General features: G+C 41.3%; 14 protein-coding genes. 12 read left to right on the plus strand and 2 right to left on the minus strand.

Translation table 11 applies throughout. The features are described 5' to 3' along the window. The first annotated feature begins 22 nt into the window (after positions 1–22). From grpE to dnaJ, 3 genes are all read left to right on the plus strand, one after another. Positions 23–640 carry a nucleotide exchange factor GrpE gene (gene grpE, locus ABJD71_RS16395; protein ID WP_348171865.1) on the plus strand — a complete coding sequence of 206 codons (618 nt, stop codon included), beginning with the start codon at positions 23–25 and terminating at the stop codon, positions 638–640. Between the two features lie 154 nt (positions 641–794). Then, a complete protein-coding gene (gene dnaK / locus ABJD71_RS16400) occupies positions 795–2,726 on the plus strand; it encodes a molecular chaperone DnaK (RefSeq protein ID WP_348171868.1) in 1,932 nt (643 codons plus the stop codon). 169 nt (positions 2,727–2,895) lie between these two features. Continuing rightward, positions 2,896–4,035: a molecular chaperone DnaJ gene (gene dnaJ, locus ABJD71_RS16405; RefSeq protein WP_348171871.1), complete on the plus strand. Its 1,140-nt coding sequence runs from the start codon at positions 2,896–2,898 to the stop codon at positions 4,033–4,035. A gap of 64 nt (positions 4,036–4,099) precedes the next feature. Here the strand turns inward: dnaJ and ABJD71_RS16410 are convergent, their stop codons facing one another. Together ABJD71_RS16410 and ABJD71_RS16415 are read right to left on the minus strand one after the other, a co-directional pair. Next, positions 4,100–4,780 (minus strand): Fe2+-dependent dioxygenase, encoded by a 681-nt coding sequence (locus tag ABJD71_RS16410; RefSeq protein ID WP_348171874.1) that lies wholly within the window; start codon positions 4,778–4,780, stop codon positions 4,100–4,102. A gap of 143 nt (positions 4,781–4,923) precedes the next feature. Further along, complete coding sequence (locus tag ABJD71_RS16415) at positions 4,924–7,140, minus strand: TonB-dependent siderophore receptor (protein WP_348171877.1); 2,217 nt, start codon at positions 7,138–7,140, stop codon at positions 4,924–4,926. A 312-nt stretch (positions 7,141–7,452) separates the two neighbouring features. Between ABJD71_RS16415 and ABJD71_RS16420 the strand changes: the two genes are divergently transcribed. From ABJD71_RS16420 to ABJD71_RS16460, 9 genes are all read left to right on the plus strand, one after another. Further along, a complete protein-coding gene (locus ABJD71_RS16420; RefSeq protein ID WP_348171977.1) occupies positions 7,453–8,214 on the plus strand; it encodes a DUF3450 family protein in 762 nt (253 codons plus the stop codon). Beyond that, complete coding sequence (locus ABJD71_RS16425; RefSeq protein WP_348171880.1) at positions 8,211–9,674, plus strand: MotA/TolQ/ExbB proton channel family protein; 1,464 nt, start codon at positions 8,211–8,213, stop codon at positions 9,672–9,674. Before ABJD71_RS16420 ends, ABJD71_RS16425 begins: the two co-directional genes overlap by 4 nt. Then, positions 9,674–10,069: a MotA/TolQ/ExbB proton channel family protein gene (locus tag ABJD71_RS16430; RefSeq protein ID WP_348171884.1), complete on the plus strand. Its 396-nt coding sequence runs from the start codon at positions 9,674–9,676 to the stop codon at positions 10,067–10,069. The genes ABJD71_RS16425 and ABJD71_RS16430 overlap by 1 nt, the downstream gene beginning before the upstream one ends. Before the next feature lie 5 nt (positions 10,070–10,074). Beyond that, on the plus strand, positions 10,075–10,482 hold the full coding sequence (locus ABJD71_RS16435) for a biopolymer transporter ExbD (protein ID WP_348171887.1): 408 nt from the start codon (positions 10,075–10,077) through the stop codon (positions 10,480–10,482). After that, a complete protein-coding gene (locus ABJD71_RS16440) occupies positions 10,479–11,171 on the plus strand; it encodes an energy transducer TonB (protein WP_348171890.1) in 693 nt (230 codons plus the stop codon). The genes ABJD71_RS16435 and ABJD71_RS16440 overlap by 4 nt, the downstream gene beginning before the upstream one ends. Positions 11,172–11,203: 32 nt before the next feature. Then, the gene (locus tag ABJD71_RS16445) at positions 11,204–12,613 is read left to right on the plus strand and encodes a tetratricopeptide repeat protein (protein ID WP_348171894.1); all 1,410 of its coding nucleotides are present in this window, start codon (positions 11,204–11,206) and stop codon (positions 12,611–12,613) included. Positions 12,614–12,654: 41 nt separating this feature from the next. Beyond that, on the plus strand, positions 12,655–13,239 hold the full coding sequence (locus tag ABJD71_RS16450; protein ID WP_348171897.1) for a PepSY-associated TM helix domain-containing protein: 585 nt from the start codon (positions 12,655–12,657) through the stop codon (positions 13,237–13,239). Between the two features lie 22 nt (positions 13,240–13,261). Further along, on the plus strand, positions 13,262–13,804 hold the full coding sequence (locus ABJD71_RS16455) for a DUF2271 domain-containing protein (protein WP_348171900.1): 543 nt from the start codon (positions 13,262–13,264) through the stop codon (positions 13,802–13,804). Between the two features lie 68 nt (positions 13,805–13,872). Next, positions 13,873–14,706 (plus strand): DUF4198 domain-containing protein, encoded by an 834-nt coding sequence (locus tag ABJD71_RS16460; RefSeq protein ID WP_348171903.1) that lies wholly within the window; start codon positions 13,873–13,875, stop codon positions 14,704–14,706. The last annotated feature ends 21 nt before the right edge of the window (positions 14,707–14,727 follow it).

Raw genomic sequence — 14,727 nt, forward strand, 5'->3', positions numbered from 1 at the left:
AAAACAGTATACGGAGCTAAGCATGTCAAATGAACAAACACCTCAGCAAGGTGAAGAATTAGAAGCGGGTGTGGAAATTGAACAACAAGCCGCAGAAAAAGTGTCTGACGAAGAAGTCGTTGAATTAACAGAAGACCAACAACGTATTGTTGAGTTAGAAGCTGCCGTAGCTGCTGCCGAGGCTAAAGTTGCTGAGCAAAAAGACTCAGTAATTCGCGCTATGGCAGAGTCTGATAATGCACGTAAGCGTGCCCAAGGCGAAATTGATAAGGCTCGCAAATTTGCATTAGAAAAATTTGCCGGTGAACTATTGCCTGTAGCTGACAACTTAGAACGTGCTTTACAGGTTGCTAACCCTGAAGATGAAGCGATTAAACCTGTTGTGGACGGTGTTGAACTAACACTTAAATCTTTTGTTAGCACAATAGAAAAATTTGGAATGTCAGTGATTGACCCACAAGGACAACCTTTCAATCCAGAGCAGCATCAGGCCATGTCAATGCAAGAGAACGCAGAATTGCCACCAAATACAGTCATGGCCGTGATGCAAAAAGGTTATGAAATCAATGGCCGCTTGTTAAGACCTGCCATGGTTATGGTTACTCGTGCACCAGAGGGTGGCGTAGATACTCAAGCTTAATGGGTTCTTTAGTTAGGGCATTCCCCCAACCAAGAGCTATTGGCGAAATTAATTACAGTTTTGTGAAGGTTTTTTTAATTAAGATGTTGAAAAGCTCAATAATAACCCCACAAAGTGTACAAGCTTTTAAGAACAATTTTTTGGAGAAAAACTAATGGGTAGAATCATTGGAATAGATTTAGGTACTACTAACTCATGTGTTGCAGTACTAGATGGCGACAGCGCTAAAGTTATTGAAAATGCAGAAGGGGATCGTACAACTCCCTCAATTATCGCATATAGCCAAGACGGTGAAACGTTAGTTGGCCAACCTGCTAAGCGTCAGGCTGTTACTAACCCACAAAACACCTTGTTTGCAATTAAACGTTTAATCGGTCGTCGCTGGGAAGATAAAGAAGTTCAACGCGACATTGACATTATGCCTTTCAAACTTGTCAAAGCCGATAATGGCGATGCATGGGTTGAAGCTAAAGGCGAAAAAATGGCTCCGCCACAAATCTCTGCTGAAGTTTTGAAGAAAATGAAGAAAACAGCAGAAGATTACTTAGGTGAAACAGTCGATGCTGCGGTTATTACAGTTCCTGCTTACTTTAACGATTCTCAACGTCAAGCAACTAAAGATGCAGGCCGTATTGCGGGTCTTGAAGTTAAACGTATTATCAACGAGCCAACTGCCGCTGCACTTGCATACGGTATGGACAAGAAAAAAGGCGATAGCGTTGTTGCAGTATATGACTTAGGTGGTGGTACATTTGATATCTCTATCATCGAAATTGACGAAGCTGACGGCGAACATACATTTGAAGTATTAGCGACAAATGGTGATACGCACCTAGGTGGTGAAGATTTCGATAATCAAGTTATTAACTATTTAGTTGATGAGTTTAAGAAAGACGCAGGTATGGATTTACGTAAAGATCCATTAGCTATGCAACGTTTAAAAGAAGCGGGCGAAAAAGCTAAGATTGAATTATCTTCTGCACAACAAACAGAAGTTAATTTACCTTATATAACTGCTGATGCATCTGGTCCTAAGCACCTTACAATCAAGCTTACTCGTGCAAAATTAGAATCACTTGTTGAATCTATGGTTAAAGCGACTCTAGAGCCACTTAAGCAGGCGTTATCTGATGCAGACCTATCTGTAGGTGATATCAACGATATCATTTTGGTTGGTGGTCAAACACGTATGCCTCTAGTGCAAAAATATGTGACTGAGTTCTTTGGAAAAGAGCCACGTAAAGATGTTAACCCTGATGAAGCAGTAGCAGTCGGTGCGGCGATTCAAGGTGGTGTATTATCTGGTGATGTTAAAGACGTATTGTTACTCGACGTAACGCCTCTTTCTCTAGGTATCGAAACAATGGGCGGTGTAATGACTGCTCTAATCGAGAAAAATACCACTGTACCCACTAAAAAATCTCAGACTTTCTCAACAGCTGAAGATAACCAGTCAGCGGTAACTATCCACTGTTTACAAGGTGAGCGTAAGCAAGCCGCAGGTAATAAATCATTGGGTCAATTCAACCTTGAGGGTATACGTCCAGCACAACGTGGCGCGCCTCAAATTGAAGTAACCTTTGATATTGATGCTGATGGTATTTTACATGTATCTGCTAAAGATAAAGATACAGGTAAAGAGCAAAAAATCACTATTCAAGCCTCTTCTGGTTTAAGTGAAGAAGAAGTTGAGCAAATGGTTCAAGATGCTGAAGCCAACAAAGATGCTGATGCTAAGTTTGAAGAACTTGTTCAAGCACGTAACCAAGCAGATGGCATGATTCACGGTACACGTAAGCAAGTTGAAGAAGCAGGCGATGCGTTAAGTGAAGAAGACAAGACTCAAATCGAAGCTGCGGTTGTAGCCCTTGAAGAAGCAGTGAAAGAAGGCGACAAAGAAGCCATCGACGCTAAAACTCAAGAGCTAATTCAAGCATCAGCTAAATTGATGGAAGTTGCTCAAGCTAAAGCGGCTGCTGAAGGTGCTGAAGCTGGCCCAGAAGCAACAGATGCGGGCGCAGCTCCACAAGATGAAGATGTAGTTGACGCTGAGTTTGAAGAAGTAAAAGAAGACGACAAAAAATAATTGTTGTTAGACATACTGACTGCCGAGTTTGCTCGGCAGTACAACTCGGCGCAGCAAGTCACATTGTTTGCGCCTTGTTTGTTTTAAGAATTATCAAAAATAGTAGTCATACAAGTTAGCAATTTAGCTACTTTGTGATCATACATAGACCGCAGGATACCGAATCGAGATGTCGAAGCGAGATTATTATGAAGTGTTAGGTGTGAGTAAAAGTGCCACCGAACGCGAAATAAAAAAGGCCTATAAACGCCTAGCCATGAAATATCACCCTGATAGAACTCAAGGTGATAAAGCAATGGAAGAGAAATTTAAAGAAGTGCAAGAAGCACATGAAATGCTGACCGATTCGCAAAAACGTGCGGCCTACGATCAATATGGCCATGCTGGGGTTGATCCAAACCGCGGTGGTGGCGGTGGTCAAGGTGGCGATTTTGGTGATATTTTTGGTGATGTTTTTGGTGATATTTTTGGCGGTGGAAGAGGAGGCGGTGGACGTCAATCTCGTGCTCGTCAAGGATCAGACTTACGCTATAACCTAGAGCTTTCTCTTGAAGAAGCGGTGAAAGGCAAGAGCGTAGAAATTCGCGTTCCTACATTAGTAGAATGTGAAGTGTGCGATGGCTCTGGTGCTAAAAAAGGGTCTAAGCCAACGACTTGCCCAACCTGTCATGGCCAAGGCCAAGTACAAATGCGTCAAGGCTTTTTTGCTGTTCAGCAGACTTGCCCAACGTGTTCTGGTAAAGGACAGATTATCTCCGATCCATGTAAAGCATGTCATGGTGAAGGTCGAGTTCAAAAAACCAAAACCTTATCGGTTAAAGTACCAGCTGGTGTCGACACTGGCGACAGAATTCGCCTAACAGGTGAAGGTGAAGCCGGAGAAACCGGTGCACCACCAGGTGACTTGTATGTACAAGTTCATGTACGTGACCACAAAATATTCACCCGTGAAGGTAATAACCTATATTGTGAAGTACCTCTAAGTTTCACCCGTGCTGCACTTGGTGGAGAAATTGAAGTACCAACACTTGAAGGCAAGGTTAAACTTAAAGTCACGGCAGAAACACAAACTGGAAAAATGTTCCGTTTACGTGGAAAAGGTGTGAAATCGGTACGTAGTGGCAGTGTAGGTGACTTAATTTGTAAAGTGGTAATCGAAACTCCGGTTAACTTAAGCTCTCGTCAAAAAGAACTGCTTAACGAATTAGAAGAATCTATGGGTACTGGCAAGGATGTCGCTAAGAACCGTCCTAAAGAAAGTGGTTTCTTTGATGGTGTTAAAAAGTTTTTTGATGATTTGACCCATTAATTACTTAAAAGCAAAAATTTGAAAGCCGCTCTTGTAAGCGGCTTTTTTGTGTTTAAACCTAATATTAGGTTTGTGCCCATTGCCTTAAAAGGTTGTGGTAAACACCGGTCAACTGAACAATTTCAGGGCTGTCATGAATACTCTGCCTTAAACCTTGAATGGCTGTATCCATATCAAATAAAATTCTACGTTTTTCATCACTGGCGATCATACTTTGCAGCCAAAAAAATGAAGCTAACCGCCTACCTTTAGTCACAGGGGTAACATGATGCAAACTAGTGGATGGATATAACACCATATCACCTGCTGCAAATTTCACAGTTTGTGAGCCATAGGTGTCTTCTATCACCAATTCGCCCCCTTCATATTCATCGGGTTCAGAGATAAACAAGGTCATTGATAAATCGGTACGCACTTTAACAGGGGTGCCCGGCACTTGGCGGATGGCATTATCCACATGGGTACCAAATGACTGCCCCCCCTGATAGCAATTAAACAAGGGCGGGAATATCTTATTAGGCAAGGCTGCCGACATAAAAACATTACTTTTAGACAATGCCAGTAAAATCATATCACCTAGCTGACGGGCAGCTTCAGAGTCTTCTGGCAGTTGTAAATTATTTTTTGCTTGGGAGCTTTGGTATCCAGCTGTGACATTACCATCGGTCCAATCGGCATCAAGCATGATCTTTTTGGCTTGCCGCACTTGCTCTTGGCTTAATACGTTTGCAACTTTTATTAACAAGGCTTTATCCTCATGATATACAACAAAAACAAAACCAGAAAAATATCCGGTTTGTTTTAAATAACTTGAAACTTGCAGCTTAAGAATACATCCCTGTATTCATATTTCTGCATACGTACAATTCGCTTACGGTTAACAGCTTACTAAAACGAATAAGTCGCTGTTACGCTAATGTAACGACCTTCACCTGGTAAGAAGTGGCCACCACCAAGTTTGTCAATATACTCTTCGTCCGTTAAGTTACTACCATTTAATTGAGCGCGAAGTTTGTCAGTAATTTGGTAAGACACCATCATGTCAAAAATTAAATAATCTTCAGCCAATTCACGGCCTGTAAGACTGGTGCTATTGTAACGTTCTCCCATATATTGCGCACCTAGCCCAAACTCTATACTTTCTGACACCTCATAACTGCCCCATATGCTAAACGAATGCTCTGGAGTTCGGGGTAATTCAAGTCCCATTTGGGTTGCATCAGCGCCTTCAGCATTAACGACTTCACTTTTTTGGAATGTATAAGCCGCTGAAATTTGTAGTTCATCAGTAACTTGTCCGGCTAATCCTAACTCTAACCCGTCAACTTTTTGCTCACCATTTAATGTGTCAGCACGGGTATCATCGCCATCAACACCATCAAATGGGTCATCGGTTAATGCATTGGTTTTCTCATTGCGGAAAACTGCGGCGCTTGCTAAAACATTGCCATCGAGTAGCTCCCACTTAGTCCCAACCTCGTAACTGACATTTTTCTCTGGGTCTAGATCAGCAGCGTTACCATTCGTTGATACGGTAAGATCCTCTGCAGCGGGAGTGAATGAGGTACCAGCGCCAAAGTAAATTGAGCCATTGGTGGCTGGTTTATACACTGCTCCAATATTCCAAGTGAACTCTTTATCTGTTGTTTCAAGTTTAACGGTAGGGTCATCGCCATCTAGGTCATTGAAATATTCAGTTTCAAAGATGTCATAACGTAATCCTGCTGTTAATTCCCACTGTGAATTTAAGGTGACAGTATCAAAAATATAGATACCTGTGGTATCACCCGTCGCCTCTTGGCTTTTTCCAGTACGGGCATATTCACCAGTAAATTCAACAAAAGAGTCTGGATTGTATAAATCAACTAATTCAGGGGTATCATTTAAGTTATCAGCAACAACCGCGGTATAATTCCAACGTTCAAATTTCTCATTCGCGAATTCAGCACCTGTAACCAGATCGTGAGTAGTTTTTCCTAGCTGATAACTGCCAATTACATCAAACTGAAATACGGTCAAAGAATCTTTCGTATCACGAGTTTTCTCATCACTTAAACGCACATCAGTAGTGGTTGAATTATCAATAAAACGAGGTGCGGTCACAATATTTAAACGCTTAATAGACCCCGTACGAGCTAATGCTCTTAAAGTAGTGTCAGAACTTAAATCATATTCATATTTGGCCGTTAAGGATTTAGCAGTAATCTCTTCAAAATCACGATGAACATTTCCGTAAAAATTACTGAAGTCTACCGGTGGCGCAGAACCAACATAATCCACTAATTCAGCTACTGGCGTAGAGCCATTTGACACCCAAGGAATGCCATAATCTGGCATATTATCTTGTTTTTGATATTCAGTATTAACAGTTAAACGAGATGTTGTAGTTAGGTTAGTTACCAATGAGCCCGCAATAGCTTGTTTTGAGTTGAATACTTGATCACGGCCAGCAACATCACCATCATCAGCTAATAAGTTAATGCGGAGAGCTGTATCGTCACTAATCATTATATTAGTATCTAATCGTGCACGATAATCGCCTTCTGTGCCAACCCGTAGACTTACGTCGGTAAAGTCTTCCAGTTTGGCTGTCTTACTTTGTAAATTAATGGTGCCACCAGCAGAGCCTCTGCCTGCAACAGCAGAACTAGGGCCTTTCGCCACTTCTATAGATTCAAGGTTATACGTGTCACGAGAATAACCGGCGATATCACGCACACCATCAACTAAAATACTGTTGTTCGTGCTAAAGCCACGAATAGACATGCTGTCACCTGGAGGTGCACCACCTTCACCCGCTGCTAAAGAAATCCCGGGAACACCTCTCAAAGCATCTTGTAAACTATCAACGTTACGATCTTTCATCATTGATTCAGGGATAACAGTGATCGTTTTCGCAGTGTCTAGTAACGGTTGGGTATATTTTACGGAAGTTGAGTTATCTACTTTATAGCTATCTTCAGTTTGCACCGTCGCTTTTGCAGTAGGCAATTGCTGGGTTTCTTGCGCAACAGCAGTGCCTAGGGGGAAAGCCGCTGCGATAGCAAGGGTAATTGCACTACGCTTTACGCCAATATTCGTAGGCATGCAAGTCAGGTTTCTCATTTAAAAATTCTCCATTTGTTATGTGTTGATTGCTTTTTTCGGGGCGCAGATTAACACTTAATAATCTAAATGCAAGTAATTATCATTTGCAATTGTATTGGTTGTGTGGATAATTACGACCTGTTGAAATAGAGCTATTAACACCAAACTAAAAAGCTCATCGTTTGTGACTAGTAAGAGAGATTAAAGTTGAAAGATGTAACAAGGTTAACCGGCATAACATTAGACAAGACAAACCAAGACAAGAGATGCATTAGTTTTAAAAACTTAATAAAGTTTAATAAATTCAGTTTGTTAGCTTTACGTCCATTGATGTTGGTTAGCTTTTTATGTAGCGCAATAACAATGCCGTCGGCGTTAGCTACAAACGTTATTCAGATAGATAGACTTACCCAACAATGGTTAGAAACTCAGCGTCAAAGCAGTCATTTATTGGTCGACTGGCAAGCCAATAAGCCTATTTTAAATCAAAGGTTGACCTTACTCAGCGTTGAAAAAAAGCAGTTAGAAGACATTCTTCAGTACAGCACAGATAGCCAAGAAGATGTCACTAAGCGTCGTACTGAATTATTAGAACAACAATCAAAGCTTGAGCAACAACAGACGGCATTAATGAATAAATTAAGCTTGTTGCTTAATCAGGTAGAGCACCTTAGTGAGTTATTACCGCCTCTGTTAAAGAATGTTTGGTTACAACAACAAGACGAATCTTCTGACGATAACCAAACCTCTAAAAGTTTGCAGGCTGTTTTGGCTAAGTTGAATAGTCTTATGGATTTCCAAAACCGTATTTCTGTCCACGAAGGGCCAATCTCTGTATCTACGACTGATGAGGTTATGGTTAAGCAGCTGTATCTTGGGGTCAGTGCTGCATGGTTTGTTAGCGCCGATGGAAAACTTAAAGGGCGAGGGCAGGTTCAAGATAATCAATGGGTTTGGATTGAAGATGAATCTATAAGCGCTAATGAAATCAAAAACGCTATAGATATATTTGAGAAACGTAAACAGGCCGATTTTGTAGAGCTACCAGTCAACGTAGTAGCCTCAAAAGTAACCGTAGGCGGTTTACAATGATTAGCATAATAAATGTACGAAAGATTACAAAAATCAGTGTATTTGCCTTGGCGTTATTCTTGGTAATCAATGTTTCTGTAAACGCACAAGAGCAACTAGTAGAGAATCTATTAAACAAAATAAGTACTGCCCAAAAAGAATTAACAAAGGTCGAACAAAACATATCAAAGCAACGCCAAACATTGGTAGGCAAGTTATCTCAATTAGAATCAGAGGTTTTAGTTTTACGTGAAAAAACCGCAGCAATAAGACGTTTATCAGACGAAAAAACCTTAAGTTTATCTCAACTAGAAGAGCGCTTAAAAACTTGGAACCAACAACAAGCTTATCAGCAAGGATTATTGAGCCGCTTTATACAACAGCAAGGTGGTAATAGTGACCCATCAATTATCGATAACAGTTCTTTGGCAGAAAAACTGGATAAAGTCTTAACCACCAGTTACCAATTTGAAAAAAACTTTGCACCTAGTTGGCAGCAATCTAAGGTTATTTTACCCAGCGGTGATATTACCCAATTGGCGACGTTAACTATGGGGCCAATCACTTGGTATTGGAATGAGACTAGCGGCTATGCGGGTCTTGCCAGCGCCCATCATGGTCAAACTGATTTGTTAAAAAGTAACGTGCAGTTTAAAGGCGCAGCTAACCGCACAATTGGTGATTTACATAAGCAGACCGAAGGTTCAATTGTATTTGATCCAACTATGAATCGCGCTATGGCATGGCAAGAACATTCCGAAAGCTTTTTTGAGCATGTATTAAAAGGTGGTAAATGGGCTATTCCAATCGTATTTTTTGCTTTATTTGCATTAATTATTGCCTTAATTAAAGTTGTGCAATTAGGTCGTTTATCAAAAGTTATTCGCTTTACCCCATCAATCTTGAGCAATGCTTTAGCTAAAAGCACAGATGCCGCACAGTCTCACATCATGAGTAAAGTGAAGGGTATGCAAAAACGTTTATTAGATATTGCAGTAACAGCCAAGTCTACAAATGAGCGTGACGATCAACTATTTATGCAGTTACAAGATGACAAAACCCGTTTAGAGCGTTGGATTGGCGCTATCGGTATGACCGCTGCGGTGTCTCCTTTATTAGGTTTACTTGGGACGGTTAGCGGTATGATAGAAACCTTTAAAATGATGACCTTGTTTGGTTCGGGCGATCCTGAGGTCGTATCTGGTGGTATTGCACAAGCGTTAGTCACTACCGAGCTTGGTTTAGTGGTAGCCATTCCTGCACTGATATTAAATGCTGTATTGTCACGCAAAGCTAAGTCTTACTACAACGAGTTAGAAAGCTTCGCTATTTTAATCAGTAAGTCTGATGGACAGGCAGACACTACTGAAAAATCTAAACAGATTAATAAACCTAAAGTCGCAACCCAATCTAAAGAAAAAACCGCTAAACAAACGCCTAGTGTTGCTCAATTAACTTTAGAAGAGTCGAGTGCTACATAATGCTTGAGCAAATATATGGTAACTGGGTTTGTTGGGGCATTCTGGGTCTAGCGTTGATTTGTTATTACCAAATATCTATGAGTTACATTCTTTCTTTTAGTGCCTCTGACCGCGGCGCTATTGATGCTGAAAATATTCAAATTCAACAAAGATCTACTGGTGTTTTGATTGGAGCACTGCCATTACTCGGGCTGTTAGGCACCATTATTGGATTACTAGATTGCTTTATTGGTATAGCTAGCCAAGGGGCTAGTAGTGAATTAGTGAGTGCAGGTATAGCTGATGCACTACTGACTACCCAACTAGGTCTAGTTTGTGCCATTCCAGCATGGTTACTGCACTCTTATGTACGTTCTGTACATGCCTCATTAGTGCCTAACGGAATATCGAGATAATAACAATGCCAACTAGATTACAAAGACGCTTAGAGCAACAATCAGAACAAGGTATAGACATGTCGCCGCTATTAGATGTGGTGTTCATTTTGCTCATATTTTTTATTGTCACTACAGTATTTGTTAAAGAAACAGGTGTTGAGGTAGACAAGCCTCAAGCTATTTCTATTCAGAAGATGGAACAAACAGCAATTTTATTGGCTATCACAGATAACGGTGAGGTGTTCTATGACGGCAGTAATGTGGGAGTGGCCGGGGTTCGTGGCATAGTTGAACAGCTGCAGCGCCGCGAGCCAAGGCCTGTGGTTATTCAAGCTGATAAAACTGTACCTACAGAATTACTGTTAGAGGTGATCGATGGCGCTAAACTTGCTGGTGCAAAAACTGTCAATTTGGCAGCACTTAAAGGATGACTTCAGTCGCTCAACCAAATGGTAATAATGGCAAGGTCAACGGGGCATTTTTGTTTAATAATGTTCGATTGGTTTCAAAACCTCAAGCCATAGCGAGTGTCGCCAGTTTCATCATTTTGGTATTGGCGTTATTAACGCTATGGGTAGGTCATGGGTTAAGCCAAATGCCAGAAGACACCGTTATGGTTAGAGAAATAACAATAGCGACACCTCCTCCGCCGCCACCTAAACCTGTGGTACAGCAACAGGCAATAGATGCGCCAATTACTGTGCAGATTGAAGGAGCGGGTGCCAGTATTCAAATGGTTAAAGTTGTGCAAGATATCACTATTGATAAGCCCGATATGCCCGACTTCAGTCCTCAAGAGACCCAGTGGCAATCGTTAGAAGTTGATTGGGATGCGTTTGACTTAAGTGAATTAGATGGATTACCAACGCTACTCACTATCCTAAAAGTGACATTACCAAAAAGCCTCACTAGACAAGGTATTAAAAAAGTAAAAGTTGCATTTGAATTGGTAATCGACGAACAAGGTAAAGCCACGTTAGTCAAAATCGTTACCAATCCCTACCCACAGCTAGAAAGTGAAATTAAAAATCTAGTGCGTCGCATTAGATTCACTCCCCCACTAAAAGACGGACAGCCAGCTAGGGTGAAATTTGTATTGCCTGTAGATATTGGCTCATGAGAAATTTACTAATGTATAAGACTTATAATTTGATGATTAAAAACCTCACTGTTTGCACAGTGCTATGGACGAGTTTATCCTCACATGTTTTTGCCACCCTAGGTGGCACCACTGATATTACCGTAAAGCTTACTGCTCCAAAGTGGGAGTTTTTGTTGAAAAATATAGCCTCGGGTGAAACTCAGGCACAATTAGATTCGTCTGAAAGTAGCTTTGCTAAAGAGCTCCAACCTTTATTAGCCGCGCAAGACCATAAGGCAATTGAGCAAGCCTTTAGCGAAAGAGATATTGAGCAAGACAGTGCGGCTCTAAGACAACTGCGGGGCCAGGTCTTAATTAGTTTAAAGCAATACTCTGATGCTGAAGTTGCCCTTAAATCAGCCTTGCAATTAATGCCAGACTTAGCCTTGGCACACCGTAGTTTAAGCATGGTGTATATGGTAAGTAAAGATTACCTAAAAGCCCGAAATCATCTAAAGAAAAGTATTGAACTTGGTGTGGCAGACGCCCAAGTCTATGGTCAATTAGCCTTTGTTAATTTGCAATTAAAACAAGGTGCTAGTGCCATAGCGGGTTATCAATATGCATTATTTTTAGAACCAGACAACTTGCAGTGGAAACAAGGCTTACTGTACGCCTTGATTAACGCACAGGCTTTTAGCCAAGCTCAAGCCTTACTTGAAGGCATGCTAATGTCTAGCCCTGATAATGCTGAATTATGGTTACAAAGAGGCCAACTAGCCTTTAAGCAGGGCCAATCATTACAAGCACTTAGCAGTTTAGAAAGTGCGCTATTGTTAAATCAAGTTGCTAATACTACTACCGACCCAAACAACATAGTTACCCTAGCTCAACTACATATTCAAAGTGGTAGTGCACAGCGGGCCGTTGAATTACTAGATAATAACCTGTCGCTATTTTTAGCTAAAAAGTCCAACCAACAGGACAGCAGCCGCTTTGAGGTACAGCCCATTGATCAAATTTGTCAATGGTTGGTTTTCAACCATCGCTGGCAACCACTAGAGCAGCTGCTTACAGCGCTAGCGTCTTACCGTAAGCACACTTCGAGCTATTTTTTATCCCGCTTTGATGTCTATCGCAGCAAATTAGCCTTACATAAAGGCGACTCAATGAAAGCTGAAAAAAACCTAATGGGGAGCGTTAAAGCCGACCCAACTAATGGCGAAGCCTTATTAACACTCGCAAAATTAATGCATAGCAAAAAGAGGTCAGCGCAAGCTGTTCAATATTATGTACGTGCCCAAGGGTTAGCTGCATTTAAAGAGCGTGCACTGCTAGGCCAAGCCCAATTAGAAATTGATCGTCAAAAATATGCTGACGCTTTGAGGTTATTAAGAAAAGTCATTGAATTAAACCCTACGAGACAAGACATTTTAGCGAATATTCAGTCTTTAAATAACCTAGTTAGAAATGAAAGCTAGGGTTATCGAATAATGAGTAGGGTGTAGTGATGGTGATTTCGATGGGATCAATAAGACAGTGGCATTGGATCAGTGCGTCTTTGTGTATGGCGGGAATGTTTTTGTTTTCTATAACGGGCATTACTTTGAATCATGCAGCTGATATTTCTAGTACCCCTCAGCATATAAGTATTGAAGGCGAAGTACCTAATACTTTGCTGCAAAAATGGTTAACCGACGACACACCGAGCTATTTGTCAGCACTGTTACAGCAGTGGCTTAAGCAGGTCCACGATATCGAAATCTATAAACGTGCAGTCGGAGAATGGGAAGACGGTGAATTTTACCTGCCACTTGCAAGGCCAGGCGGTGACGCGTGGTTAGCTATTGATACTGAGAGTGGTGAATTTATATATGAAGATACTGACAGAGGTTGGGTCGCATTTTTTAATGATTTACACAAAGGTCGAGATACTGGCTCAGTCTGGGCATGGTTTATTGATGTGTTTGCCGGTGGCTGCGTTATTTTTAGCATTACGGGGTTAGTTTTATTGTGGCGTCAGACGTCTAGTCGCCAATCTACGGGGCCATTAGCGGCGTTAGGTGTGCTAATTCCCTTGGTCTTGATTTTATTATTTGTACATTAACAAGCGTATTAAAGAGAGATATATGCAAAAGCAGAAAAAGCGAATTATGTTAAGTGTTTTGGCTGGAGCCATAGTAACTGCATCTGCAGTCAGTCAAGCATACGCCAAAGCTGATACCTTGGCATTGACTGTAGAAATCCCACAGTTAGATACAGCCGAGTATCATAAACCTTATGTAGCAGTTTGGCTTGAAGACTCAGCCCGACAATCCACACAAATAGCCGTCTGGTATCAAATTAATAAAAAGAATAATGAAGGCCTAGAGTGGCTCAAAGACTTACGCCAATGGTGGAGACGTGGTGGCCGTAGCTTAGACCTACCTTATGATGGTTTAACCTCGGCAACTAAAGGTCCTGGTAGCCACCAAGTCAGTATTGATCTATCAAAGGGAGATTTTAAAGATTTAACACCAGGTAACTATAAATTACGAATTGAAGCTGTACGTGAAGTTGGTGGCCGCGAGAACGTAGTTATTCCGATTACTCTGCCACTAGAGACTTCTTTATTACCTATCGCTAAAAACGGTAAAACCGAATTAGGTAACATTCGCTTAAATGTTCAATAACACAACTTTATTACTCATCTAACACTGCTATTTTTTTGGCAGTCATACATTCTTTTGGGAGAAACAATATGAAATCTAAATTATTACTTAAACTCATTGCTGCAGGTGTAATAGCCAGTTCTGTCACTATGCAAGCCCAAGCTCACAAAGCTTGGATTCTACCAAGCTCAACTGTACTTTCGGGCGATGCCCCCTACGTAACTTTTGATGCAGCTGCGTCTAACAGTATTTTTTCTATTGATCATGCTGCGTTAAATATTCAAGGTGTGACTGTGGTTGATCCAAAAGGAAGCCCTGTTGAATTAGAAAACACGTCAAAAGGTAAATACCGTAGTACCTTTGATATTCAACTAAAGGAACAAGGCACCTATAAAGTCGCTACTGCCAGCGGTGGTTTGCGCGCAAGGTGGGAAGATGAAGATGGCAAACGTCAAAGATGGCCTAGACGTGGACAAAACACTACGGATGCTGATTTTGCTAAAGCGGTGCCAAAAAACGCTAAAAAATTGAAAGTTAGCCAAAGCTATCGCCGTATCGAAACATTTGTGACACTAGGTGCCCCTACTGACTCAGTTTTTCAACCAACAAACCAAGGTTTAGAAATGGTACCTGTGACTCACCCCAACGATTTGTTTTCTGGTGAAGAAGCGACGTTTACATTACTGATTGATGGCAAACCTGCTAAAGGTGCTAGTGTTGAAATTATTCAAGGAGGTTCGCGCTACCGTGATCAGCAAAATGAAATCAAGGTAACGGCAAACGACAAAGGCGAATTTTCGGTTACTTGGCCACAAGCTGGTCGCTACTTTGTAGAAGCATCTTACGAAGACGAGCAAGCTAAGGCTCCAGCAACAAAGCGCACCGGAACCTATGTTGCTGTGTTTGAAGTGTTACCAATGTAATGAATGTTGCTAAAAATGTGT

Origin of the sequence: Paraglaciecola sp., assembly GCF_039943935.1 — a bacterium.
GTDB lineage: Bacteria > Pseudomonadota > Gammaproteobacteria > Enterobacterales > Alteromonadaceae > Paraglaciecola.

Excerpts from the sequence above, each read along its gene's own strand:
- ABJD71_RS16425 (WP_348171880.1), top strand. The coding sequence starts at position 8,211 with ATGATTAGCATAATAAATGTACGAAAGATTACAAAAATCAGTGTATTT.
- ABJD71_RS16450 (WP_348171897.1), top strand. The coding sequence starts at position 12,655 with ATGGGATCAATAAGACAGTGGCATTGGATCAGTGCGTCTTTGTGTATG.
- grpE (WP_348171865.1), top strand. The coding sequence starts at position 23 with ATGTCAAATGAACAAACACCTCAGCAAGGTGAAGAATTAGAAGCGGGT.
- ABJD71_RS16415 (WP_348171877.1), bottom strand. The coding sequence starts at position 7,140 with ATGAGAAACCTGACTTGCATGCCTACGAATATTGGCGTAAAGCGTAGT.
- ABJD71_RS16445 (WP_348171894.1), top strand. The coding sequence starts at position 11,204 with ATGATTAAAAACCTCACTGTTTGCACAGTGCTATGGACGAGTTTATCC.
- ABJD71_RS16440 (WP_348171890.1), top strand. The coding sequence starts at position 10,479 with ATGACTTCAGTCGCTCAACCAAATGGTAATAATGGCAAGGTCAACGGG.
- ABJD71_RS16460 (WP_348171903.1), top strand. The coding sequence starts at position 13,873 with ATGAAATCTAAATTATTACTTAAACTCATTGCTGCAGGTGTAATAGCC.
- dnaJ (WP_348171871.1), top strand. The coding sequence starts at position 2,896 with ATGTCGAAGCGAGATTATTATGAAGTGTTAGGTGTGAGTAAAAGTGCC.
- ABJD71_RS16430 (WP_348171884.1), top strand. The coding sequence starts at position 9,674 with ATGCTTGAGCAAATATATGGTAACTGGGTTTGTTGGGGCATTCTGGGT.
- ABJD71_RS16420 (WP_348171977.1), top strand. The coding sequence starts at position 7,453 with ATGTTGGTTAGCTTTTTATGTAGCGCAATAACAATGCCGTCGGCGTTA.
- ABJD71_RS16435 (WP_348171887.1), top strand. The coding sequence starts at position 10,075 with ATGCCAACTAGATTACAAAGACGCTTAGAGCAACAATCAGAACAAGGT.
- ABJD71_RS16455 (WP_348171900.1), top strand. The coding sequence starts at position 13,262 with ATGCAAAAGCAGAAAAAGCGAATTATGTTAAGTGTTTTGGCTGGAGCC.
- dnaK (WP_348171868.1), top strand. The coding sequence starts at position 795 with ATGGGTAGAATCATTGGAATAGATTTAGGTACTACTAACTCATGTGTT.